The sequence below is a fragment of the Streptomyces sparsogenes subsp. cuspidosporus genome, assembly GCF_039532705.1.
Lineage (GTDB): Bacteria > Actinomycetota > Actinomycetes > Streptomycetales > Streptomycetaceae > Streptomyces > Streptomyces sparsogenes.
On record NZ_BAAASD010000004.1, the window covers coordinates 110,744 to 136,313 of the forward strand.

Here is a 25,570-nt window from a genome sequence, read left to right on the forward strand (position 1 = left end):
TGATTACACGGGTGGGTGACGGGCAGGGGATCTGCCGTGAACCGGGAGTCAGAATTGTTCACGGGACCGGAAAACGAGGAAGCGGCCTGGACTGGTGCGCCCACAGGACGGTCTGGGTGCCCTGGTGCTCGACCATCCCGGGCGAGACCCCAAGCCGGAACATGCCGGGCACCGGCATGTCCTCGGGCGTATGCGGCAGGACGTCCAGCAAGGGACGGTCCGGGCGAGGGGTAGACGATGGCGTCGGTGCCGATCGCAACCGGGTACAAGTCGGCGGCCGCCGTCTTCATTCGTCGGTATCGCCGCAGCTCTCATCGGCTACCGCCGCTTGAGCAGGTGCACACAGCACCCGCTGTGCAGAACGTTGCCCGAAGATGAGTCGCGTGAACAGATCCCCTCAGCATGACGACGATGTGGCCCGCCTGTGGCAGGAGCACCTACTCGCGGCCTTCCCCGCTGACCTGCGCGGCGCCGAGTTGGCAGGTGTTGACATGGCGCTGCTTGACGCCAGCATCGCCGGGTGTGTGTCCACCTGGAAAGACAACGGTGGCGTTCTGGTGACCGACCTGGCATCCCATCGGGCGGTGCTGGACGAACAGCAGCTGCGACTCTGCGGGCTGGCAGCGCGGCGCCTGCTGGAATACCTGTGGACCCAGCCTCCAGCCCCCGCTTCCCGGCTGGCCGTCACCGCAGTGATCCAGACTGCAGCAAGTGACCTGACCGCGACCGAGATGCTGCTCAGACGCGCCGTGGAGTCGCCCCAGCTCGAAGAGCGCGGCTATAACGACCTCGACTCCATGAACAGCAACATCTCGGAACTGATGGATCTTCTGCCGGGTCTTGCTGAAGACCTCTACGTGGCCATGCTGAGCCACACCGAGACATCTTCGGCCAGCACGCAGCTGGGCAGCGGCTCCGTGTTCACACTCGTGTCCAATCGCCGACAGGACTTCGACGCAGCCAAGTACCCCCTAGTCGAACACTTCCCTGCCGTTTTGCGGTCCCACCTCCCTCGTGCCCTGACGGTTCTCACCCGCCTGGCAGTCACTGGCCGGACGGCAGTACGTGGTCCGGTTGTCTCCACGAACTACGCGTCTCCGGAGCGCTCACTCACGACAACGACACTGTCCGGCGACGCGCGCTCACAGTGATGCAACAGCTCGCCGAACCTGCCCTGGACCGAACCCGTCATGCTCTGCTCCAGTATCAGACCCTGACCGACGCCGAGCGTGAGCAATTCAAGAACACCGCCCAACTCCTCGACCACATCGCGTCACAGCTCTACTACGCAAGCGGCGGCGTCCCCAACAGCACACCCCCCACCACACAAGAAGCCAGACTCCTCGACGAGGCACAGCCACTGGTCAAGGTGCTCTCGGCGACCCCAATCGCACGCACCGCCCACCACCTCGTCAGACTATGTGAGCGCATGATCGACCGGCGCCCGCAGGAAACGCTCCTCACCGTCCGCGACATCATCACCCAGGTCGGGGCCCAAAGCGGCTACACCGCAGACACCCTCGGCGTCGGAACCTGCGTCACCTTCGTGGAACGCATCCTCGCCGACCACCGCAGCCTCCTCCGCAGCCCGGACAACCTCACCGCCCTACGACAGATCTGCGACGCCTTCATCGACGCCGGATGGCCCCAAGCCCACAAACTCGTCTTCGGCATCGAGCAGATCTTCCGCTAACAGCTCCAACACACACCACACCCTCATGACAGCCGCCTCTGCACCATGCCAAACACGCCCCACACTTAACGACCACTAGATAAAGGGCCTGCGCAGCCACGATGAGCGCCCGGTCGAGCAGCTCGCCTCCCGCGCGCTCACCAGCGGCAAGCGCAAGGTCCACGTCCGACGTGACGAGGACGGGCAGATCGTCGGGGCCGGCGGGGACGGCGACGGCGAGGACCGGGAGCAGGACGACACGCAGGCCGCCGCCGAAGCGGCGCTGCTCCACTTCTCCTCTCCGCGCGACGCGGCGACGATCGCGGCGTTCCTGCGCACCCGGGTCTACCGGCCGGAGTCGCTGGTGTGGCTGGAGGGCTACCAGGCCCTGCTGCGCTGGCGGAAGGAGAACCAGATCACCGGTGTCTACGCCGTGCCCTATGACGTAGAGGTCGAGGTCGGGGCAACGAAGGCGTTTCCGCTTGGGCGGTGGGTGCACCAGCAGAGGAAGGCGCTGCGGGCCGGGGAGTTGGAGGAGCGCCGCAAGACGCTGCTGGACGCGCCGGAGGCCGGGATGGTCTGGGAGCCGGGTGAGGAGGCGTGGGAGGCCAAGCTGGCCGCGCTCCGGTCCTACCGGCGGGCCATGGGGCACCTCGCGCCGCGTCAGGACGCGGTGTGGGGCGAGGGCGAGGCGATGGTGCCCGTCGGGCAGCACATGGCCAACCTGCGCCGGAAGGGCGGGCTCGGGAAGGACCCGAAGCGCGCGGCGGAGCGGGCGAAGCAGCTGGCGGAGATCGACCCGGACTGGAACTGCCCGTGGCCGCTGAACTGGCAGCGGCACTACCGGGTGCTCGCCGACCTGGTCGACACCGACGGCCACCTGCCCTACATCGCGCCGGGCGTCACGTTCGAGGGCGATGACATCGGCACCTGGAGGTGGCGACAGCAGGAGCCGGGCACATGGGCGCAGCTCCTTCCCGAGCAGCGGGAGCGGCTGGCCGCGCTGGGCGTGCAGGGCGCCACCCTCCCCGTGGCGGCCGCCGCCCCGGCGGAGCTCCGTCCGGCGCTGGCCGCCGCCCTCAAGGGGCCGAAGAAGGCCAGGAGCAAGGCCGAGGCGGCGTTCCAGCGGGGCCTGACCGCCCTCACCCAGTGGGTGGAGAAGGAGGGGCAGCGGCCCGTCCCGCGCAGCACGGTCGTCGAGATCGCGGTCGACGGCGAGGCGGATCCGGTGCCGGTGAAACTGGGTGTGTGGCTCTCGAACACCAAGAGCCGGCGGGACAAGCTCACCGCGGAGCAGCGTGCCGCCCTCGCCGCGCTGGGCATGGAATGGGCGGGCGTGATGCCGGCCATCGAGGCCGCCCCGGAGCCGCCCGCCCCGCAGCCCGCGCCGCCAGCGGCCCCGGCGAAGCGGCGGGTGCGGGAACACCACGAGGAGTGTGACGAGGAGCTGTACGAGGGCGGGAACTGCACCTGCTGGTCCATCGAGCGGTTCGGGCCGCCCTCCGAGCGGGAGAGCTACTGGGACAACCTCTGACCGCTCCTCTGCCGCCGTGAGACCCCCGGGCCCGCCGACAGGGCCCGGGGGTCTCGTACGTCAGCAGCGTGGCGGCGGGTTGCTACGGGCGGCGCGGGGTGGTGACCCGGATCTCCGCCAGGACGACGCCGGTCACCGGGTCGCGGTGCACCGGGACGTACAGGCCCCAGTCGGCGTCACCGGCCGTGAGCCAGCCGCCGGCCCACGGGGCGTCGGTGGTCTCCGGCTCGCGCCCGGCGAGCGGGCCACCCGCGAAACGAGCGATCACAGCAGTACCTCCATCCGGCGGGAGCGTCCCGCCTGACCCCTTGGTGGGGCTCAGCGCCGACCTGCGCGTCGCAACTGACGTACTTATCGGCCTTCGGCCCGCTCACGGCTTCCCGCGGGCCGACAAATCGTCGCACCGACTCACCAATGAGATGACCCCCTTGGGCCTGTCTACTGCTGAACCCACCGCATGTACGGGTTGCCCACGCCAAAGGTGCTCGTGTAGGCATGACCCGCGTGATCTGAATCCAGCACCCTGCCGTTTTCGACGTTTTTGATGATCCATGCACCGTTGTAAGTGGTTTTGGTCCACTGCTGGGAGAGACTCCAGGTGCAGGGCGCAGTTCTCATGCTATCGCCGCTGCCGGTTTCGAGGCACCTGTTGGTCTGTACGTTTTGCACGACGAAAACATTGAGCCACTCCGGCGGGATTGTTGCGACTATCCACTGCTGGTAGGCGTTGTGCTTGTCCCAGGCGCAGTCTTTCGTGTAGACGTTGCCCTGGCCGTCGGAGTCCAGGCAAAGCTCCGTCTTCTCGTTCTTGTACTGGTTTCCCACTGCCTGGATTCCGGCTTCGGCGGCGCTCGCGCTGCCGGGTATACCGGCCAGCAGCATCGCGCTCGCTCCCAGGACTGCTGCCAGTCCCGAAACAACGGTTCGCTTGCTCATGAGGTAGCCTTTCGTGAATGCGCTGAAGAATGGTTTCCGTGCCGATTTTCCACGGGGCGCCCGACCGGACAGCCGGGACGGGTGATCTGAAATGCAGGCGAGTTGTCTCCGGTATTGCGGTATGCGCCGGCCCCGGCTGGGGGATTCTGCCCGGTTTTCGCGGCACAACCGGATCCACTGATGCCGGTTTCCCGCCTGCCGGAAAAGGCCGGAACCAGAAATCGGTGATGCCGTCCCGACCTCCTGTGAGCCGATCGCATGATCCAGGGCCCGTGCGGCAACGAGGCGTCGTCCTCACCGAGGAGGACCCGTCCGAGCCGCTGCGGACCCGCATTCGGGATCGGCTCGGCTGATCTGCGGCAGTCGGGCCCGGCCGAGCCCCGCACCACCCTTGGCCGGAACTCGACCCTGACGCCGACCGTGAGGATGGTGCGAGGCAGGCCGAAGTCCGGCAGGAGAGCTCACGGACCGGGCCCAGACCTGGAGACGTGCCTGGCAGGCACGTGGGCCTGCCTACCAGAGCCACCACTGCATGTACAGGTTGCCCGTGCCAAAGGGGCTCGTGTAGAGCTGCCCCTTGGCATTTGAATCCAGCGCCCTGCCGTTGGCGCCGTTCTTGAAAATGTACCTCCCGCCGGGGAGCGCTACCGTCTCCCACTGCTGTGACGCCGGCGAATCGGGGGAGCACGGCGCGGTTCTGACAGCATCGCCTTGGCCGACGGTTTCGAGGCATCTGCCAGTCTTCTCGCTCCTTACGTCCCAGCCCTCCTTGTCGGACCCGAACATGCCCCACTGCTGGTACGGGTTGTCGTTTCCGCAGGATTTGGTGTAGGCGTTGCCCTTGGCGTCGGAGTCCAGGCACAGCCCCGTCTGCACGTTCTTGATCTGGTATTCGCTATCGCCGTCGTCGGCGGCGCTCGCGCTGCCGGACATGCCGGCCAGCAGCATGGCGCTCGCTCCCAGGACTGCCGCCAGCCCTGAAAGAACGGTTCGCTTGCTCATCGGACAACCTTTCGTGAGGTGGGTGCTGAGGCGCGGGCGCAGCCCGTTCGCGAGACCGGTCGGCCCGCTCCCGGTGGTGTCCGGCACGGGATGCGCCGGCGCACACAGGTTCGCGAAGTGGCGGAGCCGGGCGGCCGGGTGGGGCCGGCCCCTCGTTCGTACGGCCTCAAGCCAACCCGACGCCCACCAGACGCAACAGGAAATTCCACCCGCAAAAGCAGGTTGCGGCATACTTTTGCGGGTGGGGTTGCGGGTCCTGCGGATCCTGGCGTTGTGGGGGCTTTTGAGCATGGGTACGGGTTCACCGGCCACCGGCGACTTCGGTGCGCTGTTGCACGGTCTGCGCAGGAGCGCCGGGCTCACGCAGGAGGAGCTGGCGCATGCCGCGGGAGTGAGCGTGCGGGCGCTGTCGTATATGGAACGCGGACGGTCCCGAGGGCCGCAGCGCCGCACCGTGCAAGCCCTGGCCGCAGCCCTGCGTCTGGACGCCGCAGGCGCCCGGCAACTGGAAGACGCCGCCAGCCTGGGCCGCTCCCGCCCCGTCACCGGGCTCGCCGACGAAGCGGGGACCGATCCGGAATCCGCACCCGCCACGGGGCGCACCGCGCACCACACGCTCGCCCTGCCCCGCGACCTGAGCGACTTCACCGCGCGCGGCCCGGCTCTCGACCGGCTCCGCGCCCTGGTGGAAGACCGCGATGCGGCCCGGCCGCCGGTCGCGGTGGTCTGCGGGCAGCCGGGCCTGGGCAAGACCGCCTTCGCCGTGCACGCCGCCCACACCCTCGCCCCGCACTTCCCCGACGGGCAGTTCGTCCTCGACCTGCGCGGCATGGACGCCGAGCCCGTCCAGCCGCGCGAGGCCCTGGCCCGGCTGCTGCGCGCCCTGAATGTGGCGGAGACCGCAGTCCCCGCCGGCACCGACGACCGCTCCGGCCTGTTACGGTCCGTGCTGCGCGACCGGCGCGTCCTGCTCCTGCTCGACAACGCCGCCACCGAGGACCAGGTCCGCCCCCTGCTGCCCGGCCACGGCCCCGCCCTCACCCTGGTCACCAGCCGCCACGCCCTGAGCGGCCTCGAAGCCGTCCACCGCGTCGAAATGGCGCTGCTGCGCCGCGAGGAAGCCGTCGAACTGCTCACCCGTATCGTCGGACCCGAGCGGGTCCGGCGCGAGGAACAGGCTGCCCGGGACCTCGCGGAACTGTGCGGACACCTGCCGCTGGCCGTCCGCATCGCCGCCCAGCGCCTCGCCGCCCGCCCGGAAGAGCACATCGCCAAACTCGTCACCGAACTCGCCGCTCACGAGGGCCGCCTGGACGGCCTGCGGGCCGGTTCCCTGGAGGTGCGGGCCGCGTTCGCCCTCTCCTACCGGCAGCTCGACGAGGACACCCGCACCGTCTTCCGCCGCGCCGCCCTCGCCTCGGGGCCCGACGCCGGCCCCGAGACCCTCGCTCTTCTGGCTGGCCTGCCCCCTCACCGGGCCGCCCGTGCGGCCCGGGACCTCACCGACGGCGGTCTCCTCCAGCCCCATCCCACCGCCGACCGCTACCGCTTCCACGACCTCCTGCGCTTGTTCGCCACCGAGCAACTGGCCGAGGAAGACCGGCCCGCCGACCTCACCGCCGCCCACACCCGCACCGACACCTGGATGGTCCGCCGCGCCGCCGCCGCGGCACGCCTGTTCAGCACCGACCCCGGCGGCGACCACGACGGACCCGACTCCGGCGGCTCTGACCACGGACGCGGCCGCACCGGCCTCGCCGACGATCCGGACCCGGCGAGCGCCCCCACGGATCACGCACAGGCCCACGCCTGGCTGGAAGCCGAACGGGCCCAGTGGCTCACCGCCCTGCACCGCGCCCACGCCGCCGGCCGGCACCGCCAGGTCCTCGGCACCGCCGAAGCCATGCACTGGTTCTCCGACCGGACCTCGCACTGGGAGGAGTGGACCGAGGTCTTCGGACTCGGCGTCGATGCCGCCCGCGCCCTGGGCAGCGGGCGCGATGAGGCCGTCCACCTCAACTACCTGGCCTGGGCCCACAGCACGTGCCGCCACGACCACACCACCGCCCTGGCCACCGCGCAGGCCGCCCTCGCCGTGGCGCGCGCCGCCGACGACCGGCTCCAGACCGGCTGGGCCCTCTACTACGCGGCGATCGCGCTCATCGGACTCGACCGCGCGGAGGAGGCCACCGCCCACCTCCACCGGGCTGCCGACAGCCTCGCCGGTCAGGCCGACACCCACAGCCGCCTCGCCGAACTGTCCACCCTCAACACCCTCGGCCGCCACCTGCGCCGCACCGGGCACGCGGACCAGGCCCTCGCCGTGCACCGGCGCAGCGAAGCCCTGTGCGGGGGAAACTTCCCCGCACGGTCGAACGAAGTCCTCGGCATCTACCTGGCCGCGACCCGCATGCACATCGGCAACGACCTCGCCGCCCTCCACCGGTGGAACGAGGCCGAGGCCCCGCTGCGCCAGGCGGTCACCGCCTTCGAAGCGGCCCGGATGCCCAGTTGGAGCGAGACGGCCCGCCTCGACCTCGGCATCACCCTGAGCCGCCTCCACCGCACCGAAGAGGCCCGCGCCACCTTGAGCGCCGCCCACGAGGGCCTCGTCCGGCTGAACCACCCCCGCCAGCTCGAAGCCGCCACCCAACTGCGCCTCCTCGACGAAGCCGACGGAATCGACGGAATCGACGGCCGCGGCTCGACCGCCGCGCGCGCTCACCACGACGCGGCCGGCACACACCTGGCCGAGGGCGTCCTGAACGCGCTGGACAAGGTGGCCACCGTGGCGGAGCAGGCCAGGTCGAAGGGGGCGGCTGCGAAGAACAAGACGGACAGGACACCGATCCCGGGCGGGAAGAGCGGCGACGCGTCCGGCGCCGGCAGAAGCTCCGGCTGAAGGCCGCCCTCCTGGGACGCTCCAGAGACGGACAGACCCGGCACGAACCCGACGAGCAGATGCGCTACTCAGGCGCAACCTCCCTCTGGTTCGCTACGAGAAGGCTCCAGGAATCTGCGAACTCGTCGGATTCCCGACGCGCCGACTTCGACCACATGGTCCGGCTCGGCTGGGTCCGCTCCCCGCAGTCGATCGAGGTCCGCTTGTCCGCTTCGGCACCAGCCGGACCGGGGCCGTCGACGTCGCGCTCTACACCACCGCGTCCGCCGACGCGATCGTCCCCGACCACCCCAAGGTCGACCGGGAGCAGCTGCGCGCGGTGGAGAGGGGCCGGCGCTCCCCGCTCGCCTCGCTGCGCCCGGAACCGGCACCCTCCTGAGTCTGCGGGCCCTGTCCAGCGCTACGACCGTGCTCCTCCGCCCGCCGCGTCCCAGCCGTTCGAGAAGGCGGCCAGGGCGCGGCGTTGTGCTTCCTCGCGGGCAACCTGCCGGGCGGGGACGTCGCGGTCGACGGCGGCGAGGACCAGACGCTGGAGTTCGTCCGGCTCCAGCGCCTCAACCTCCCACTGCACCGGCGAGGTCCGTGGCATCGGGTGGGCGGGCTGCGCTCAGGACTGTCGGCGGCAGAGGTCCTCGGACCAGTCCCGGAGTCGGTCCTCGAGGACGAGGTTGTCGCCGCGGCTGACGGTCTGGAGAAGCTGGGCGCACACGGTCGCTTCGGCGGCGAGGCCGGCCGGGCTGCCCAGGATGGGGAAGGCGGCGCGGACGCGGGCGGCGACGTTCGGCTGAAGCAGCGTGTAGGCGTAGAGGGTGGCGCAGTCGAAGCGCTGGGGGCTTGGCCCCACCCTTCCCAGTCGAGCAGCCGCAGGGGTGATGCGGTGAGGTTCGCCCAGTGCGGATCGGCGTGGGCTGTTGTCCAGCGGGTCACGGCCGGGGCCGGGATGCCCACGAACTCGGGGATGGCGCGGTTCATGTGCTGCTCGCGCACGGCGACGCGGTCGGTGCTGGTAGCCGGGAGCTTCTCCAGCGTCCCGGTGAGCGTTTCAGTCGGGCAGGTTCAGGTCCTGGCGCAGGATGGGGTCGTCGGACAGGACCGGCTCTGGACGCGGGCCGACAGCTCCGCCCGGTAGGCGGTGTCGTCGTCGAAAGCGTCGTGCATGGCCAGGAGTGCGGGCCGGTGCCCGTCGAGGTCGCAGGGGGTGTGCTGCGCGTCGAGGGCGCCGTCGCTCAGTTTCCCCGCCGACACCGCAGGCGTGTCCGGCGCACCGGGCGGTGGACCGCGCTGGCTGTCACGCGCCGTACGGCCGCAGCGTATGGCAGCCGGACGCTGCGCCCGTATGTGCGTCAGGTGGCTGCTCCCGGATGTTCTGCAGCACGCAGGTGGGAGCCCTGAAGCGGCTCACGGTGGCCTTGACGGGGAAACGGGCAGCGTCCGTTGTGGGCGTCGGCGGCCGCGCAGCGCCTGGCAGGTCTGCACTCGTCGACGGTGGTGTGCGGTTCCAAGGGGCTACGCGGTGCACGGACTTGGGACGGACAGCCGCCAGGTGCCCAGAAGGTCACACGACATCCGACGCATTTCGACACGGCCGTCGTCGAGCCGCAGGTTTCCGCGCACCGCGTGTTCGCTCGGCTCGTCCGCCCGTTCAAGAGCAGCCTCGTGGGCCTGCTCCCGATCGGCCATGCCGTCGACGAGGTAGAAGTGGTGTACGAGCCGACCGCACGGTGTGCGGAATCCGAGTCCGACCAGCCACAAGGATTCAGTGGTCATGACAGCGCCTTCCGGTCCGGATGAGGTTCCCCGGAGCTTCTTGGTCGTGGACACCTGAAGAAGTGCGGGTCTGCGGCCGAGTTACGCGGAGCGGCCGAGTCCTGGTCGGGCGAGAGGTTCGGGGAGGCCTGTGAGCCGAATGCCGGCGTGGGTCTTGTAACGCCGGTTGACCCCGATCAGCAGGGCGGTGATCCGCTCGCAGACACCGCTCATGTCCAGCAGGCCGCAGTCGACGGCGCGCAGCCCGGGGATGCGGTTGATGAGGTCTGCGGCCAGGGTCTTGTGGGCCGTGTGGTCACCGCAGATCAGTACGTCCTCGTCCAGCCGGTGCTCGATGTCCTGCAAGGTGGCGGCGCTGACCGTCTGCAGGGCCGAGACTATGCCTGTGCCGTGCGGCAGCAGGGTCTGGGCCTGTTCGGCGGCCGAACCGGCCCAGGGGACGATGGGGCGCAGGCCGCGGGGGCCGACGGGCAGAAGAGGTGCGGTCGTGTCGATGACCAGTTGTCCGGGCTGGATGACTTTCGCGATGGAGCGCATCGTCTCGACGTGTGCGCTGAAGGGCACGGCGACGACCACTGCCGCCGCGCCTTCGATCATTGTGGTGTTGTCCCCGCCGATCGCTTCGGGGAGTTTGTCGGCGCAGCTCTGCGCCGCGTCTGCGCGTCGGGATCCGATGCGGACGTTGACGCCGCTGTGGGCCCATCGGGTGGCGAGCCCGAGACCGAGGGCGCCGGTGCCGCCGACGATGGCGACGGTGTTCTCGTGATGTGTTCTTGTGGTGGGGGACGGGTCCGGCTGGGTGACTGTCATGGGTGATCGCCTTCGGTCGGCTGGTTGCGGTACGGGAGAATGCTGGTCATTCACTGAGGGGCTGGTGCTGTGTGTTCTGCGCGGGGCCGATCCATACGCTCTTGATGTTGGTGAACTGGCGGAGTCCGAAGGCGCCCAGTTCGCGTCCGTAGCCGCTGCGCTTGATGCCGCCGAACGGCAGCCGCGGATCGGAGGCGACGATCCCGTTGACGAACACCGCGCCGGCCTCGATACCGGGAATCAGGCGGTCGGCGCGCTCGAGGTCGGTTGTCCAGAGCGCGGCGCCGAGGCCGAATTCGGTGGCGTTGGCGATGTCGACGGCCTGGGCCGGGTCCTTCGCGGAGACGACGGCGGCCACCGGCCCGAAGGTCTCTTCCGCTGCGACGGCCATCGTCGGGGTGACCTGGTCGAGGACGGCGGGCACATAGAAGTACCCGGGGCCGTCGAGGACCGTGCCGCCGGTGACGACGCGGGCGCCGGCCGCGGTGCTCCGCTTGACCTGGTCGACAAGGTCGGAGCGAAGATTGGACCGGGCGAGCGGGCCGATCCGTACGTCTCGGCGGAAGGGGTCGCCCACGGTCAGGGCAGCGACACCGGCGGCGAACGCGTCGGTGAATTCCTCGACGACCGTTTCCTCGACGATGAACCGTTTGGCGGAGATGCAGCTCTGCCCGGTGTTGTGCATGCGTGCGCTGACCGCCGCCGCGGCGGCGGCCGGGACGTCCGCGTCGGCGAGGACGATGAAGGGGTCCGAGCCGCCGAGTTCGAGGACCTGTGGTTTGAGGTGGTGCGCGGCCATTGCGGCGACGGCAGAGCCCACTTCGGTCGATCCGGTGAGGGTCACGGCGTGGATGCGGGGATCGGCTATGAGGTCCGGCACCGCGTCGGGGCCGACGAGCAGCGTGGTGAACAGACCGGGCGGGCAGCCGGCCCGGTCCCAGATGTCGGCGATGGCCAGGGCACAACGCGGCACGTTCGAGGCGTGTTTGAGCACGGCACCGTTGCCGGCCAGCAGCGCGGGCGGCGCGAAGCGGAACACCTGCCAGAGCGGATAGTTCCAGGGCATGACTGCCAGGACGAGGCCCAGCGGGTCGAAGGCGACGTGGCTGCGGGCGGCCCCGGTTGCCACGGGCTGGTGCGTCAGCAGTTCCGGTCCCTGCGTCGCGTAGTACTCGCAGCACCAGGCGGACTTGTCGACCTCGGCTTCCGCTTCGGCGATGGGCTTGCCCATCTCCTCGGTGATGAGTGCGGCGAGTTGGTCTCGTTCGGCGCGCAGTAGCGCGGCGGCCCGCTTGAGGTGCTCGGCCCGTGCCGGTAGGGGTGTCGTCCGCCACCTTCTGGCGGCGAGGGATGCCCGCTCGACTGCCGCGTCGACAGCTGTCGGCGAGTGGGGGGTGAACTGGGCTATGACTTCCTCGGTGGCCGGGTTGACGGAGTTGATCTGGTGAACGCCCATGGTCGGTCTCATTCCTTGGGGGTTGAGGTGATGGTCCGCGAAGGGCGGGCATGTCCGGCGGTCGGTGTCCCGGGGCACCCGTCGCGGGGCCGGCTCAGGCGACGGAAGTGCGGCCGACCAGCTCCGGATCGGGGCCGCTCCACAGCACGTCGTCGCCGGCGACCCGCTCGTGCGCGGCGGGTGAGGCAAGCGCTTCGAGGACTTCGTGGGCGACCTGCTCGTACCATCGCGCCACTTCGGCGGGGTAGTCGGCGTAGCTGCCGTTCTCCCGCAGCACGGGCCCCTCGACGGTCGGGATGTCCGTGACGCCGTCGTAGGTGACGGTGTAGGGCTTGCCCAGTCGGGTCGCTGTGGGCGCGTCGATGGTCGCGTCCAGCTTGATCCACCGGCCGTTGAGGAAGGCTTCGCCGAGCGAGTGCCAGGGCAGTGGCCGTCCGACCGGCCCTCCCCACAGGGTGCGGACCTCCGGTGAGAGGAATTCCATCTTCGGGGCGTGGAGCGCCTGGAAGGCGATGCGGGCGGGGATGCGGGCGGCCCTGGACAGGGCGACGAACGAACTGGCCTTGCCCATGCAGAAGGCGACGCCGTGGGCGAGGACGTCGCTGGCCGCCGATTCGCCCTCGGCGAGATAGCGGAACGAGGCGAGGATGTCGTAGGGCAGGTCGCGGACGTAGTGGTAGATGCGGCCCAGGCGTTCGCTGTCGGTGGTGGCGCCGTCCGTCAGCTCTCGTGCGGTGGATACCACGAGCGGGTGGTCGGAATCGATGTAGGCGGTCGGCCTCAGGTACGCCTCGTCGATGGTGGTGGGCTCGTTGTGTGCGGTCGTCTCGGAGGTCACGGAGTAGCCCTTCGTTGAGTCGTTGGTGTCGTGGTCGCGCGGCTGGGTCAGGTGGGTTGCGTGTGCCGTGCGGGCTTGATGTGGGGCAGGATCTGCTCCCCGACGACGTCGAGACAGGTCGAGTCCGCGATGTCCGGGATGGTGAACAGGAAGTGGTCGATGCCGGCGTCCTGGTAGGCGCGGATGCGCTCGACACAGGCTTCCGGTGTCCCGGTGATCAGTCCGGTGTCGGGAATCGACTGGAAGCGGGTACGCAGTTCGTCCTGCTGTGCCGGGGAGTCGGTCGGCGCGAGCAGGGTGGTGATCGACAGGCGCAGGGTCGCCGGGTCGCGGCCGATCGCCTCGCACTCACGGTCCAGGAACGCGCGGCGCTCCGCGCACTTCTCGGCGGGCCACCATCGGACGTTGATGCCGTTGGCGTGCCGGGCGGCGATGCGGTGGACCCGCAGCCCCTCGCCGCCCACCCACAGGGGCGGATGCGGCTGCTGGAGCGGGGGCGGATCGCAGACCGCCCCGTCGATGCTGTAGAAGTCGCCGTGGAAGGCCGGGTGCGGGTCGGTCCACACCTGGCGCATCACCTGGAGCGACTCGCCGAGCGCGGTGACCCGGTCCCCGGTCGGGGGGAACGGGATGCCGTATGCCTCGTACTCCTGCTGGAACCAGCCCGCTCCCATGCCCAGGTCCAGTCGGCCGCCGGAGATGACATCGAGGGTGGCGGCCATCTTGGCGAGCACGGCGGGGTAGCGGTAGGAGTTGCACAGCACACTGGTGCCCAGGCGCACGGTGGTGGTGTCGCGGGACAGGGCCGACAGCGCGGTCCAGCATTCGAGCAGCGGGACCGACGACGAGCGGCTCTGCTGGGCATCGCCGTCGTTCTCGGGTCCGGCGGTGATGCCCGCGTCCCGGACGTAGTCGTCGGGGCTGAGGGTAAGGAAGTGGTCGCACAGCCACACGGAGTCGAATCCGTAGGACTCGGCCGCCTGCGCGGCGCGGACCATGTCGGGATAGTTGCCCACGGCGAGGCCGCGGATGGTCAGGGCCAGGATCAGCCCGATGTGCGGCTCGGGCTCGTGGGCGGGAGTCGCGCCGGAGGGATCGTTGTCGTTCATGGACGTCGCCTTTCTGTCATGTCGGTCATGCCGACCGGGGCACCGGAGACGGCGCGGGGAAGCGTTACGGTGAATCCGTAGCGTTCCGGGCGGTAGTGGAAGATCACGACTTCCAGTGGACGGTTGTCGTGGCCGAAGCTGACCCGCTCCAGGACGAGCACGGGTGCGGACTCGTCGATCTCCAGCGCCGCGGCAACGTCGGGAGAAGCTGCGGCCGCGTGGATCTGGTGCTGGGCCTGCGCGATCCGCACCCCCAGTCGCTGCTCCCACATCGTGTACGTGGTCTCGGTGGCGGGTTCGCCGGAGCGCAGCGGTCCGGCCGCCTCCAGCACCCGGGTCGGGAGGTGGATCGTGACGAGCGCGACCGGTTTCTCCCCGTCGCCGTACCGGCGCCGGATCGTCAGTACCTCGGACTCCCCGAGGACCTGCGCGACGTGGGGCGCAGCGGATTCGACCCCGAAGCCCAGGACGTCGATGTGCGGTGTGACGCCTTGTTCGAGGAGGACCTCGGTGATGGTGCGCACGCCGGAGGACAGCTCCTGGTCCACCGGTTCGGAGACGAAGGTGCCCAGTCCTTGCTTGCGTACCACCCAGCCCTGCGACTCCAGTGCACCCACGGCGGCACGGACCGTGATGCGGCTCAGACCGGTCTCGGCCATCAGCTCCCGTTCCGTGGGCAGCCGCGTTCCCGGCGGCAGCTGCTGCTTGAGGATCAGTGCCTTGATCTGCTCCGCCAGCTGCGTCGTCGCCGATGTCCGGCCCCGTTCGATCCGGAATCCGGCGGCCGACAGGTCGAAGCGGGGCTCGTTGCCCATGTCAGATGTCATAAGTCGTATTGAACCCGGCAGCAGGCCCGGACGCGTAACGACCCCTTCGGGTGTCACGGTCGGCGGGGGCACCGAACCCTTGACGCACGTCATAAGACGTTTTATAACGTCTTACATCTGGTGGGCGCAAGTAGCCCCCGCCGGGAATCAAAGGAGTCACCCGTGCCAGACCAGAACCACGTGACCGTGATCGCCCGCTTCACCCCGGCCTCGGACCGCGCTCCGCAGCTGCAGGCCCTGCTCGAAGGAATGATCGCCCCGACCCGCTCCGAGCCGGGATGCCGCTCCTACGACCTCTACACCACCCAGACGCAAGCCCCGGACTTCGTCCTCCTGGAGCGCTACCAGGACTCCGCAGCCCTGGAGGCGCACCGCACGACGGCCCACTACAAGGCGTACCGCGCCCAGCTGTCCGACCTCCTCGCCGAACCGGTCGAGGTTTCCGTCCTCAGGCCGGTCAACGTCACCGGCTGACAACGGGCACGTCACGACGTCGCGCGACCGCTCAAAGGAGAGCACCATGTCCGACCTGCAAAACGACGTGTCGCCCCCCAGAACTCACGGCCCGTCCCCAGCCGTGCGCCACATCGACAAAAGCAGCCGCCGTGCGCTGTTCGCGTCCTGGCTGGGATGGACCTTCGACGGGTTCGAGACCTACGCCCTCGTCCTCGTCGGCCCCACGGCCGTCGTGGCGGTGAGCACCGAAGCACAGCTGGCAGACCTTCCCACCTACGTCAGCGGCCTGCTTGCGGCCACCCTCGCCGGCTGGGCGCTCGGCGGGATCCTCGCCGGCTTCGCGGCCGACCGGCTCGGCCGACGCCGCACCCTCATCCTCTCCATCCTCTGGTACGCCCTCTTCACCGGTCTGACCGCACTCGCACCCGACTACTGGTGGCTGCTGACCCTGCGCTTCATCACCGGCATGGGACTGGGAGCGGAGTGGGGCAGCGCCACCACCCTGATCGGCGAACTCTGGCCGGACCGCTCACGAGGACGGGCCGCCGCAGTACTTCAGTCGGGCTTCGGCGTCGGCGCAGTCATCGCCGCGCTGGCCTGGTACCTGCTGGAGCCCGTGGGCGACAACGCCTGGCGCTACCTCTTCCTGGTCGGCACGCTCCCGGCACTCATCGTCCTCTACGTACGGCGGGCCGTCCGCGACCCGCAGATGTGGACCTCGGTCCGCGACCGGCGGCGCAAGGCCAAAGCCGCCCAAGAAGCCGGCAACACCGTCGCAGCCGCAGACAGGGAACTCCTGCGCTCCCCCTTCACCGCCGTCTTCAGCCACCCCCACCTACGCCGTCGCGGGCTGCGGCTGCTCGTGCTGACCGTCGTGTCGGTCATCGGCCTGTACGCCGTGTCGGCCTGGATCCCCGCATACACCGCCCAACTCGCCAAGGACACCGGCGAGACGGGCACCCGATGGGGTGCCAACGCCGGCCTGGTGTTCAACGGCGCCTCCGTACCCGGCTACCTCCTGCTCGGTTACCTGGCCGACCGCTGGGGCCGGAAACCCACCATGCTCCTCTACTACGCCGTATCCGCGGCCGTCGTCCCGGTCTTCTTCTTCGCCGTCCACACCCCGCAGGCGGCACTGGCCGTGACAGCCGTGGCCGGGTTCTTCATCCTGGGCCAGTTCGCCTGGATGCCCATCTACATGCCCGAGCTGTTCCCCACCTCGGGTCGCGCCACCGCAATCTCCACGGTGTTCAACTCCGCGCGCATCGCAGGCGCGCTGGTCACCCTCGGCACCGGAATGCTCATCAGCCTGCTCGGCGGGATCACCGCCGCTGCCACCGTCGTCGGAGTGGTGATGTACGCCATCGCCATCGCCACCGTCTGGTTCGTCGGGCCGGAGACCAAAGGACAACCCCTCCCCCGGTGAACGAACTCCCGGTTCCCACCGGCCACGACCGCACAACGGCAGCCGGTGGGACCAACTGCGCCCTCCACCCGGCCGGTCAAGCACCACCCCACCCCGGACCAGGAGCACCGAGCCGCATCACAGCCCCTGGACCCGCCGAGCGCAAGGCCGGGAAGGACAACCCGCCCGCGTCGTCCGCCGACCACAAACCCGTCCGGACACTGCACTGATCCGCCCCACCACCAGGAAAACCCCCGCGAGGCGGAACCACCCGCCCCGCGGACACGTACGAACTCCGGAGAACCGACCGTGGCCCCTACTGCCAACTCCCTGCGCCGGGCACTGAAAAGAACCAGGAACGGAGCGACCCCCGACAACGCCGAGGCGGCCGTGCTGCTCCAAGCGCGCAACGAGAACCCGGCCGACCTCGCCACCTCCACCGCCCGGCCGCCCGACGCGGACCTCGAAGCAGCCGACCGCCCCAGCGTGATCACCTACTCCACAGCACCCGTGACGGGGGACGGCGGTGGAGACAACCGCACGAACGCCGATTGCAGTAGTACACGGGATACCTCCGGATCGGTCGCTGATCAGCATGCGGCGTCGATTCCGTCCGACGCGGGGGTTATCAGCCCTTGGTGATGGGCCGACAGTCCCTCGTTCCACAAAGCAGCTCAGGGTGCTCCGCGTAGGCGTGGGCGGCGGGGGCGGTCACCACGGGGCTTCCGGCGAAGCGGGCCAGGTGCGCGGGCGGGGCCCGGGTGACCGCGGATCGGCCGAACGACCGAACCCCGCGGTCCGGTGTCCCCTCGGTTCGGCCGAACGGCCGAGGCGGCGCCGCGGGTGATGGCCGTAGCCTGTGCGGACATGAACCAGCTCTTCGGGACCCCGGTGAACGGCCGGCGGATCGCGGTGGCCTGCACGGCGGTGCTGCTGCTTGCCGCGGTGGCGACCGAGGGCGCGGACACCGGCTCGGTGCCGCTCGCCGCGGCCTGGACGCTGTCCGGTGGCCTCGCCCTGGCCGCACTCGCGGTTCCCCCGGACCGCTTCGGGCCGACCGCTGCCGCGGGGATCGTCGCGTCCTGCCTGGTGACGGTGGTGAACACCCAACTGACGGCGCGCCCCGAGGTGACCTTCGGTACGGTCGAGTCGTGCGCGCTCCTGCTGGTCATCGCCCGTGCGCTGCGCCTGCGTCCACCGCTGTCGGCCGCGGCTGTGGCCGTGGGATCCCTGGTCGCCCTGACCGTGATGTTCCTGAGGCTCCCGGAGACCGAGTACGGCCCCGTGGGGTCACTCGCCGGCCCGGCCGTCTGGTGCGCCGCCGCCCTGGCGACGGCGCTGGGACTGTACCTGCGACTGCTCGACAGGCTCCGGGCGCGGGAGCACGAGTCCGGTCTTCAGGCCCAGCGTCTCGAATACGCCAGGGAGCTGCACGACTTCGTCGGTCACCACGTGACGGCCATCATCGCCCAGACCAAGGCCGTGCGGTTCGCCTCGGCGGCGGGCCGACCACCGAGCCCCGAGGAGCTGGACGGCATGCTCGCGGCCATGGAGGAGGCCGGTTCGCAGGCCATGCAGTCGATGCGGGGCATGGTGGCCGTCCTGCGGGATCCGGCGGGACCGGTGTCCGCAGCGGAGCCGGGCGCCGGGCTCGCCGACCTGCGTGCCCTGACAACGGGCTTCTCGGCGACGGGTCCCGCCACGACGCTCGCCCTCGATCCGCGCCTCGTCGCGGGCCTGTTGCCGCCCGGCGTCGCCACCACCGTGCACCAGGTCGTACGCGAGTCGCTGACGAACGTGCGCAGGCACGCCCACGGGGCGAAGGCGGTCACCGTCGACGTTCGGCTGGCCGGGGACGCCACCTGGCCGGTGGTACGGGTGTCGGTCACCGATGACGGGCCACGGCCCGTCGGGCGTACGCCCGAGTCCGCGGCCGCACCTGCCGGCCTCCGCCCGGCCTCGCCTCCACGGGGACGCACCGGTTACGGCCTGGTCGGGCTGTCCGAGCGCGCCGCCATGGTGGGCGGGAGGGTCACGGCGGGTCCTCGTCCCGGTGCCGGATGGATGGTCGAGGCCCACATCCCGCTCCCCGGCCCGCTGCCCCTCCGGGACGACGACGTGAGGACCGTCACCCCGGACGCGTGACGATCGGCGTGCTTGTCGCCGACGACCGGGTGCTCGGCGAGAATGGGCGTACCTGACGGAGGAGCGGACGGGAGCGGGCGTGGACGCGGTGGTGAAGTGGGTGGACGCACGCGAGAGGCTGCCGAGGGACGGCATGCCCGTGGCGGCCGCGACGTCGGGCCGCTATCCGCCCGACCGCACGGCCGAGCCCGATCCGATGGCCGGGCAGGAGTTCTGGGTGGTGCTGCCGATGCACTTCACGACGCGGCACATCGGTGAGGACGGGACCGAGTACCGCGACTGCTTCGTCGACTCCGACGGTGTGGTGCGCCTGCCGTACGGCCGCCCGTGCGCCGAACCCGTCACCCACTGGGCAGAGCTGCCCGCTCTGCCTTGCATGACGGTGCATCACATGGTGGGGGAACACGCGCGGACGGCTCTCGAGGGCGCCCTGGGGTGAAGGAGCGGCGGGGTCAGTCGCGTGCCCCGCTCCGTGCGCCCCGGCCGACGCACACGCCGTGCTCCCAGGCCCAGGCCGCGATCTCCACCCGGTTGCGGGCCGCGAGCTTGCGTTGCACGTTGCCCAGGTGCGTCTTGACGGTGGAGAGGGTGACGTGGAGTTCGGCCGCCAGCTCCTCGTTGGTCCGGCCGCGTGCGACGAGTCGTACGACGTCCAGTTCCCTTTCGGTCAGCGGGATTTCCGGAGCCGTGGGGCGCGCCTCGGCCGAGTCCCGCATTCGGTCCGCCGTCTTCCCGGACGTCGCCTCGGACGCGGCGTCGGTCATGCGTTTCAGCAGCCGGACCGTGACCGCCGGGGAGATCAGGGCGTTGTCGGTGGCCACGGCCCGGACGGCCTCGACGAGCAGCGCGGGAGAAGCGTCCTTGAGGAGGAAGCCGCAGGCGCCGTCGCGCAGCGCCCGGTACACGTACTCGTCCAGGTCGAAGGTGGTGGCGATGAGTACCTTCAGCGGGTTGGCCGCATCCGGGCCCGCCAGCAGCCGGGTCGCCTCCAGGCCGTCGAGGCCCGGCATCCTGATGTCGAGCAGGCACACGTCGGGGCGCAGACGCCTGGCCTCCCGTACGGCGGTGACTCCGTCGGCGACGGAGGCGACGATCTCCATGTCGGGCTGCGCCCCGAGGATCATGCCGTAGGCCGAGCGGATCATCTGCTGGTCGTCGGCGATGAGGATGCTGAGAGTCATGCGTCCAGGGTGGCATTTCGTCCGCTCCCCCTCGTGCGGAAAGAGCGGTCCAGGGTGCCCCGACGCCCTGCCTCGACCGTTCGGCCGAGGCGGGGTGGCCCGTGGCCGGACATTCGGTCTTCCGGTTGATCCCCCGGGCTCTCCGCCCGGTCCAGGATCGGGTCATCCACCGTCCCCGGTCCAACCGCCCTCCCAGGACCGCGACATCGGAAGGCCCCATATGCTCCGCGCCGTCCTGCGCTCCGTGTTCCGCGACCGGCACCGTTTCCTGCTGCCGGCCATGGCCGTACTGATCGGGGTCGCCTGTGTCAGCGGCTCGCTGCTGTACACCCAGTCCCTGGCCCGCGGCGCCGCCCGGCTCCAACATGCCTCGCGCCCCGACGTGTCGGTGGAGGTACGCCCGGACGGCTCCGGCCCGGCGGAGGGGACGGCGGCACCGGACGAGGCGCTGCGGCACCGGCTCTCCGCGTTGTCCGGGGTGACGGCGGCGCGGGGCACCCTGCGGGGCCGGGCCTTCCTCGTGGGGCGCGACGGCTCCCTGGTGGGGCCGCCGTCGGCCGCCACCGGCGTGAACTTCGTACCGCGCGGACACGGCCCCGATCCCCGTTACCCGATGACCCGGGGGCGCGGCCCGCACGGCCCCGGGGAGGTTGCCGTCGACCGGTGGTCGGCCCGGCGGGCCGGATACCGGGTCGGTGACCGGGTACGGGTCGTCGTCGCCGGTGAGGTCCGCTCGGCCCGGCTCACCGGAACCTTCACCGTGTACGACCCCGCCACCGCCGACGGTGGCACGGTCATCGCATTCGACGAGCCCACGGCGCGCGCCCTGTTCGCGCCGGCGCCCGGCCGGTACGCGTCGGTGACGCTCACCGCCGCCCCGGGCACCTCCGCCTCCGCGCTCGCCGAGCGGGTCACCCGCGCCCTGCCCCGCGGTCTGGAGGCGGTCACCCGCGCGCGGCTCGACGCGGAGGCCGCCGAGGCACCCGACCGCCGGAAACTCGGCACGCTGCTGCTGCTCTTCGCCGGCATCGCCCTGTTCGTCTCCGCCTTCCTGGTCAGCAACACCTTCACCATGCTCGGCACCGTGCGTGCCCGTGAGCTGGCCCTGCTGCGCGCGGTGGGAGCGAGCCGCCGCCGGGTGCTGGGCACGGTGCTCGCCGAGGCGGCCGTCGTCGGCGCCGCGGCGGCCGTGGCCGGATACGCGCTCGGCGTCGGTGTGGCCACGCTGCTCGCCGACCTGTTCCCGGCGGCCGCCGGCCCGGCGAGCACGGCTCCACTGGACGTCCTCTCCCCTCTCCCGCTGCTGACGGCCCTCTGCGTCGGCGTGGGGTTCACGGCCGCCGCCGCGTACCTCCCCGCGCTGCGGGCCTCCGCCGTCGCCCCGGTCGCGGCGCTGCGCACCAGCGTGCCCGACCCGGCCGTCTCCCTGCGGCGCCGAAACCGGATCGGCAGCGCCGTCACCGCGGCCGGCGCGCTCCTGCTGATCGCCGGCCAGGGGGAACTCGGGGCCCTGTGCGTCGCCACATCGGTGCTGTTGGCCGGGCTGATCCTGCTCGCCCCGCAGGCCGCGAGGGCCGCGACCCGTGTGCTGCGCGCGCCGGCGAGGCGTCTGGCCGGGATGAGCGGAACCCTGGCGCTGGCCAACGTGTGCCGCAATCCCCGGCGCACCGCCGCGACCGCCGGGGCGCTCACCGTGTGCCTGGCGCTCGTCAGCGCGGTCACCGTGGGGCTGTCCTCGCTGAGCGCCACGGCGGGCCGGGAAGCGGAGGCGGCCATGCCGACGGACCTGCGGATCACCGCAGTGGACTTCGCCGAGATCAACGCCCGCACGGCCGCGAAAGTGGCGCGGCTGCCGCACGTGGCGGCGGCCGGCTCGGTGCGAGAGGTCGGGCTCCGCCTGCGCGAAGGCTCGGACGTGTGGGCCGCCGTCGTGGATCCGGAGGCCGTGGGCCCAGGCCGCCTCGCCGATCTCACGGTGCACACCGGTGACCTGGCCGACCTTCCCCGGGGCATCGCGGTCACCCGGGACCTCGCCGCGGAGCACGGGTGGCGGCTGGGCGACCGGCTCACCGGCAGGCGGCTGTCGGACGCGGGCGCCCCGGCCGGCCCGGCACTGGAACGCGAGATCGTCGCGGTCTACGACGGGCCCGAGTCCCTGGGCCCCGCCCTGCTGCCCGAGAGCGCGGTGACCGGGAAGGGCGCGCCGAGCGTCGAGGTGACCTCGGTGCTGGTGCGTGCCGAGGCGGGGCGGACGGCGGCCGCCAAGGAGGAGATCCGGCGGGCGCTGCGCAATCCGGCGCTGCTCGTCGAGGACCGGGTGGACGCGGTACGGAACGCGGGGCAGGGCTTCGGCGCGCTGCGGTCGGTCCTGTACGCGATGCTCAGTGTCACGGCCGTCGTCGCGGCGCTGGGCGTGACCAACACCATGAGCATGGCGGTCTTCGAGCGGACCCGGGAGATCGGCCTGCTGCGCGTGGTCGGTCTCGACCGGGCGGGGGTGCGCTCCCTGCTGTGGGTGGAGTCGGTGGTGGTGTCGGCGCTGGGCGCCGGGTCGGGCATCCTCGCGGGCGTCGCGGCGGGGGTGGCGGCGGTGGCCGGACAGAGCGGGGCGGTGGTCTCGGTGCCGTGGATGTCCCTGTCGGCTCTGCTCGTCGGCGCGGGCGTCGTCGGAGTGCTCGCCGCGCTCGGCCCGGGTGCGCGGGCGGTGGCTGTGCCGGTGACACGGGCGATCGCCGGCGAGGTCGGGTGATCCGTTCCGGACGTTTCCCGGAAACGGCAAGCCGCCCCGGCCTGTGGGCCGTCGGCAATGTGGTGGACTCGCGTGCCCAGGCCATCACCGCGGCCGGTATGGCCGCCGCCTTCGCCCTCAACCACGAGCTGGTGGACGAGGAGACCGAGCGCGACCTCGCCGCGTACCGGGCCGCCGGCCGGTCGCCGGAGTCGCCCGTCCCCGCGTCCTGACCGCGCGGCGCCCGAGGTCGGGCGCCGCCTCAATGTCCGCGCCCGTCCCCTCAACCACTCTTGGTGGTGAGCGAGTTGAACACCGTCTCGCGGGCGATGGTGAGGCCCGTGGCGACCGCCCCGCGAACCACCGCCTCGTTGCCGAGGGCACTGACCGTCAGCGTCGGGCGCATCGGGGTGATCGACGCCAGGGCAGTTCTCATGCCGGGTTCGAGGAGGTCGAGGTTCTGCCCGATGCCGCCGCCGATGACGATCAGTTCGGGGTCGATGAACGCGAGGACACTGGCGACGAGTTGGGCCAGGCGCGTGGAGACCGCGTCGACGGCGGCCCGGGCACGGGGGTCCGCCTCGCGGGCCGCGGCGAAGACGGACTCCGCGGTGAGGGATCCGGCCATGCCGTGCTCGACGGCCTGACGTACCACGGCGTCGGCGGCGAGGCTTTCTTCCAGCACGCCGCGTCTCGGCCGGCCGGATTGCGCCTCGGGGACCTGGTCGCCGATCGGCAGGTAGCCGACTTCGCCGGCCGCGCCGTTCAGCCCGCGGTACAGCTTGCCGTCGAGGACCAGGCCGAGGCCGAGGCCGGTGCCGATGGTGATGAAGACGAAGTGCCGGGCGCCGCGGGCGGCGCCATAGGTGTGCTCCCCGAGGGCGGCGAGGTTCGCGTCGTTGTCGATGGTCAACGCGGCTCCAAGGCGCTCCTTGAGTGCTTCGGCGAGCCCCGCGCGCTGCCATCCGGGGAGGTTGGCGGCGTACCGGATGCGTCCGCGCTCGGGGTCGAAGACGCCGGGTGATCCGATGACGGTGTGGGTGACGGCGGACGGTTCCAGGTCCGCCCGCTCGGTCGCGTCGGCCACGGTGCGCGCGACGAGTTGGACGAGCGCGCCGGCGCTGCGGGCGGTGTTGCGCACGTCCAGCCGGTTGACCGGGGAGCCTGCGAGGTCGGCCACGAGGACACGGAGCCAGTCGTGGCCGATGTCGACACCGACCACGGTTCCCGCTGTGGGGTCGGCCTCGTAGGCGGTGGCCGGGCGGCCCTGCGGCGATTCCAGGCGTCCGGCCGTGCGGACGAGACCCACCTCTTCGAGATCGTTCAGTGCGGCGATCACGGTCGGCAGGGACAGGCCCGCGTCGCGGGCCAGTTGGGGCCGGATGGCGGGGCCGTGGGTGAAGAGGAGGTCGAGGAGGAGCCGCTGGTTCATCCGTCGCAGCAGCGAGGGAGCCACCGCGGCGGACCGGGGGCCGGAAGGCTGCCCAGGGAAATCCATCGCTTCACCTCTGTAGTCGTCGGACGAAAGCCTAAGGCGTCGGGAGGGATCCCGAGCCCAGGGGTTGACACTAAAGAGTCCTAACTAAAGACTCCTCATTATGTCGCAGGTCTCGAAGAACCGAGAAGCCGTGGCCGACCGGACGGTGGTCGGCATCGACTTCGGCGGAACCAAGATCGAAGTCGCGCTCGCCGACGCCCGGGGCACCGTCCTGGAGCGGGTCCGCATGGAAACCCGCGCCGACCAGGGGCCCGACCAGGCGCTGGACCGTGCCGTCGCAGCCGCGCGACGCCTGGAACGACTCTCGCTCCGGACGCACGGAATGGCGGTCGGCGCCTACGCGGCCGTGAGTCCGGGCGTGATCCAGAGTGATCGGATCCTGCTGGCACCGAACCTTCCCGGCTGGGAGCGGATCGCGCTGGCGCGGCGTCTTGAACGTGCTCTCGGTGCCGAGAAGGTTGCGGTCTGCAACGACGTACGGGCCGGGGCTCTCGCCGAGCTGCGCTTCGGGGCGCTGCGAGGTGTCGATCCGGGCGTATACGTCAGCCTGGGCACGGGCGTCGCCGCCGCCCTGACGATCGGCGGTGGCGTGGTGGCCGGAGCGCACCGGGCGGCGGGCGAGATCGGGTATGTCGACCCTGGTGGGGCCGGTGCCGACGCCGTGGCCGAGGGCCATGCGCCGCTCGAGGAAATCGTGGGCGGTAAGGCGCTCGGTGAGCGGGCGAGCGACCTGCTCGGCGTCGGCCTCACCGCCGAGGCCCTGTTTCTGCGGCAGGACGCCGCTGCTCGGCGGATCGTCCGTGCGGCCCTTGGCGCGCTGGCTGTGGCGATCTCGAACATCGCGGTGTTCGTCGACCCGGAGCGGATCGTTGTCGGCGGCGGCATGATGGCGTCCGCCGACACCATCCTGCCGACCCTGACCGCCCACCTCGCTCGGACGGTGCCGTTCCCACCGCAGGTGGCTGTGGCGCACTTCGTCGAGGATGCCTCGCTCTACGGTGCCGTGGCTCTGGCGCTGGACCACCTCGACGCGGCCCACGGCGGGCGGCACCCAGGCGACCGAAGCGGCCCGGCCGGCCCGCGGCGCCGGGCGGACCCAGGACCCGCCGGCCCGCAGTCCGCGGCAGGTGACCCTGTCCAATGCGCTGGGGCATCTGGTAGGAGGTGATCTAACGTGCACTTATCCTCGCCGCCCCGGCCTTCCTCCAGGCCAGGCGCCCGGACTCCGGCGCCTCGCCGCCCCGTCCGCACAGCCCCGTCACCCCGCCCGCGACGCGCCCGCCACGTCCCCCGCGCCCTGACCC

Annotated in this window: 24 protein-coding genes and 2 pseudogenes; 12 read left to right on the forward strand and 14 right to left on the reverse strand. The window is 71.2% G+C overall.

The window, feature by feature from the left end:
- Positions 1 to 383: 383 nt before the first annotated feature.
- The 3 genes and pseudogenes from ABFY07_RS06660 to ABFY07_RS06670 all read left to right on the forward strand — a co-directional run.
- Complete coding sequence (locus tag ABFY07_RS06660) at positions 384 to 1,151, forward strand: hypothetical protein (RefSeq protein ID WP_346173532.1); 768 nt, start codon at positions 384 to 386, stop codon at positions 1,149 to 1,151.
- On the forward strand, positions 1,151 to 1,693 hold the full coding sequence (locus ABFY07_RS06665; RefSeq protein ID WP_346173533.1) for a hypothetical protein: 543 nt from the start codon (positions 1,151 to 1,153) through the stop codon (positions 1,691 to 1,693). The genes ABFY07_RS06660 and ABFY07_RS06665 overlap by 1 nt, the downstream gene beginning before the upstream one ends.
- 79 nt (positions 1,694 to 1,772) lie before the next feature.
- Positions 1,773 to 3,206, forward strand: a pseudogene (locus ABFY07_RS06670) (helicase associated domain-containing protein); the annotation flags it as partial.
- Between the two features lie 82 nt (positions 3,207 to 3,288).
- On the opposite strand, the gene ABFY07_RS06675 reads toward ABFY07_RS06670, so the two are convergent.
- From ABFY07_RS06675 to ABFY07_RS06685, 3 genes are all read right to left on the reverse strand, one after another.
- A complete protein-coding gene (locus tag ABFY07_RS06675; protein WP_346173534.1) occupies positions 3,289 to 3,474 on the reverse strand; it encodes a hypothetical protein in 186 nt (61 codons plus the stop codon).
- 170 nt (positions 3,475 to 3,644) lie between these two features.
- Positions 3,645 to 4,142 carry an RICIN domain-containing protein gene (locus ABFY07_RS06680; protein WP_346173535.1) on the reverse strand — a complete coding sequence of 166 codons (498 nt, stop codon included), beginning with the start codon at positions 4,140 to 4,142 and terminating at the stop codon, positions 3,645 to 3,647.
- A gap of 513 nt (positions 4,143 to 4,655) precedes the next feature.
- Positions 4,656 to 5,144, reverse strand: a complete 489-nt coding sequence (locus ABFY07_RS06685; RefSeq protein WP_346173536.1) for an RICIN domain-containing protein — start codon at positions 5,142 to 5,144, stop codon at positions 4,656 to 4,658.
- Between the two features lie 289 nt (positions 5,145 to 5,433).
- Here ABFY07_RS06685 and ABFY07_RS06690 point away from each other — a divergent pair, with 289 nt between their 5' ends.
- Positions 5,434 to 8,046: an ATP-binding protein gene (locus ABFY07_RS06690; protein ID WP_428836873.1), complete on the forward strand. Its 2,613-nt coding sequence runs from the start codon at positions 5,434 to 5,436 to the stop codon at positions 8,044 to 8,046.
- Positions 8,047 to 8,446: 400 nt separating this feature from the next.
- Here ABFY07_RS06690 and ABFY07_RS06700 read toward each other — a convergent pair whose 3' ends face one another.
- From ABFY07_RS06700 to ABFY07_RS06740, 9 genes are all read right to left on the reverse strand, one after another.
- Positions 8,447 to 8,617: a hypothetical protein gene (locus tag ABFY07_RS06700; RefSeq protein ID WP_346173538.1), complete on the reverse strand. Its 171-nt coding sequence runs from the start codon at positions 8,615 to 8,617 to the stop codon at positions 8,447 to 8,449.
- A gap of 36 nt (positions 8,618 to 8,653) precedes the next feature.
- The gene (locus ABFY07_RS06705) at positions 8,654 to 8,890 is read right to left on the reverse strand and encodes a hypothetical protein (protein ID WP_346173539.1); all 237 of its coding nucleotides are present in this window, start codon (positions 8,888 to 8,890) and stop codon (positions 8,654 to 8,656) included.
- Positions 8,891 to 9,102: 212 nt separating this feature from the next.
- A complete protein-coding gene (locus ABFY07_RS06710) occupies positions 9,103 to 9,291 on the reverse strand; it encodes a hypothetical protein (RefSeq protein ID WP_346173540.1) in 189 nt (62 codons plus the stop codon).
- Between the two features lie 261 nt (positions 9,292 to 9,552).
- Entirely contained in the window at positions 9,553 to 9,813 is a 261-nt protein-coding gene (locus ABFY07_RS06715; protein WP_346173541.1) for a hypothetical protein, read from the reverse strand.
- An 81-nt stretch (positions 9,814 to 9,894) separates the two neighbouring features.
- Complete coding sequence (gene npdG, locus ABFY07_RS06720; RefSeq protein ID WP_346173542.1) at positions 9,895 to 10,623, reverse strand: NADPH-dependent F420 reductase; 729 nt, start codon at positions 10,621 to 10,623, stop codon at positions 9,895 to 9,897.
- 46 nt (positions 10,624 to 10,669) lie between these two features.
- On the reverse strand, positions 10,670 to 12,079 hold the full coding sequence (locus ABFY07_RS06725) for an NAD-dependent succinate-semialdehyde dehydrogenase (RefSeq protein ID WP_346173543.1): 1,410 nt from the start codon (positions 12,077 to 12,079) through the stop codon (positions 10,670 to 10,672).
- A gap of 94 nt (positions 12,080 to 12,173) precedes the next feature.
- Positions 12,174 to 12,917 (reverse strand): transglutaminase-like domain-containing protein, encoded by a 744-nt coding sequence (locus ABFY07_RS06730; RefSeq protein WP_346173544.1) that lies wholly within the window; start codon positions 12,915 to 12,917, stop codon positions 12,174 to 12,176.
- A 47-nt stretch (positions 12,918 to 12,964) separates the two neighbouring features.
- Positions 12,965 to 14,026 carry a TIGR03619 family F420-dependent LLM class oxidoreductase gene (locus tag ABFY07_RS06735; protein ID WP_346173545.1) on the reverse strand — a complete coding sequence of 354 codons (1,062 nt, stop codon included), beginning with the start codon at positions 14,024 to 14,026 and terminating at the stop codon, positions 12,965 to 12,967.
- Positions 14,023 to 14,841, reverse strand: a complete 819-nt coding sequence (locus ABFY07_RS06740) for an Rv0792c family HTH-type transcriptional regulator (RefSeq protein WP_346173546.1) — start codon at positions 14,839 to 14,841, stop codon at positions 14,023 to 14,025. Before ABFY07_RS06740 ends, ABFY07_RS06735 begins: the two co-directional genes overlap by 4 nt.
- A gap of 174 nt (positions 14,842 to 15,015) precedes the next feature.
- On the opposite strand from ABFY07_RS06740, the gene ABFY07_RS06745 reads away from it, so the two are divergent.
- The 5 genes and pseudogenes from ABFY07_RS06745 to ABFY07_RS06765 all read left to right on the forward strand — a co-directional run bounded on the left by ABFY07_RS06745 (position 15,016) and on the right by ABFY07_RS06765 (position 19,298).
- Positions 15,016 to 15,327 carry a putative quinol monooxygenase gene (locus ABFY07_RS06745; RefSeq protein ID WP_346173547.1) on the forward strand — a complete coding sequence of 104 codons (312 nt, stop codon included), beginning with the start codon at positions 15,016 to 15,018 and terminating at the stop codon, positions 15,325 to 15,327.
- A 46-nt stretch (positions 15,328 to 15,373) separates the two neighbouring features.
- A complete protein-coding gene (locus tag ABFY07_RS06750) occupies positions 15,374 to 16,735 on the forward strand; it encodes an MFS transporter (RefSeq protein WP_346173548.1) in 1,362 nt (453 codons plus the stop codon).
- 288 nt (positions 16,736 to 17,023) lie between these two features.
- A pseudogene (locus tag ABFY07_RS06755) lies at positions 17,024 to 17,215 on the forward strand (hypothetical protein); the annotation flags it as partial.
- Positions 17,216 to 17,581: 366 nt separating this feature from the next.
- Complete coding sequence (locus ABFY07_RS06760) at positions 17,582 to 18,859, forward strand: sensor histidine kinase (protein WP_346173549.1); 1,278 nt, start codon at positions 17,582 to 17,584, stop codon at positions 18,857 to 18,859.
- Positions 18,860 to 18,938: 79 nt separating this feature from the next.
- Entirely contained in the window at positions 18,939 to 19,298 is a 360-nt protein-coding gene (locus ABFY07_RS06765) for an AQJ64_40280 family protein (RefSeq protein ID WP_346173550.1), read from the forward strand.
- A 13-nt stretch (positions 19,299 to 19,311) separates the two neighbouring features.
- On the opposite strand, the gene ABFY07_RS06770 is transcribed toward ABFY07_RS06765, so the two are convergent.
- Positions 19,312 to 20,040 (reverse strand): response regulator transcription factor, encoded by a 729-nt coding sequence (locus ABFY07_RS06770; protein ID WP_346173551.1) that lies wholly within the window; start codon positions 20,038 to 20,040, stop codon positions 19,312 to 19,314.
- 220 nt (positions 20,041 to 20,260) lie between these two features.
- On the opposite strand from ABFY07_RS06770, the gene ABFY07_RS06775 reads away from it, so the two are divergent.
- A complete protein-coding gene (locus ABFY07_RS06775; protein ID WP_346173552.1) occupies positions 20,261 to 22,789 on the forward strand; it encodes an FtsX-like permease family protein in 2,529 nt (842 codons plus the stop codon).
- Entirely contained in the window at positions 22,786 to 23,001 is a 216-nt protein-coding gene (locus tag ABFY07_RS06780) for a hypothetical protein (protein ID WP_346173553.1), read from the forward strand. Before ABFY07_RS06775 ends, ABFY07_RS06780 begins: the two co-directional genes overlap by 4 nt.
- A 50-nt stretch (positions 23,002 to 23,051) precedes the next feature.
- On the opposite strand, the gene ABFY07_RS06785 is transcribed toward ABFY07_RS06780, so the two are convergent.
- Positions 23,052 to 24,266: an ROK family transcriptional regulator gene (locus ABFY07_RS06785; RefSeq protein ID WP_346173554.1), complete on the reverse strand. Its 1,215-nt coding sequence runs from the start codon at positions 24,264 to 24,266 to the stop codon at positions 23,052 to 23,054.
- Positions 24,267 to 24,366: 100 nt separating this feature from the next.
- Here ABFY07_RS06785 and ABFY07_RS06790 point away from each other — a divergent pair, with 100 nt between their 5' ends.
- Complete coding sequence (locus ABFY07_RS06790; protein WP_346173555.1) at positions 24,367 to 25,434, forward strand: ROK family protein; 1,068 nt, start codon at positions 24,367 to 24,369, stop codon at positions 25,432 to 25,434.
- The last annotated feature ends 136 nt before the right edge of the window (positions 25,435 to 25,570 follow it).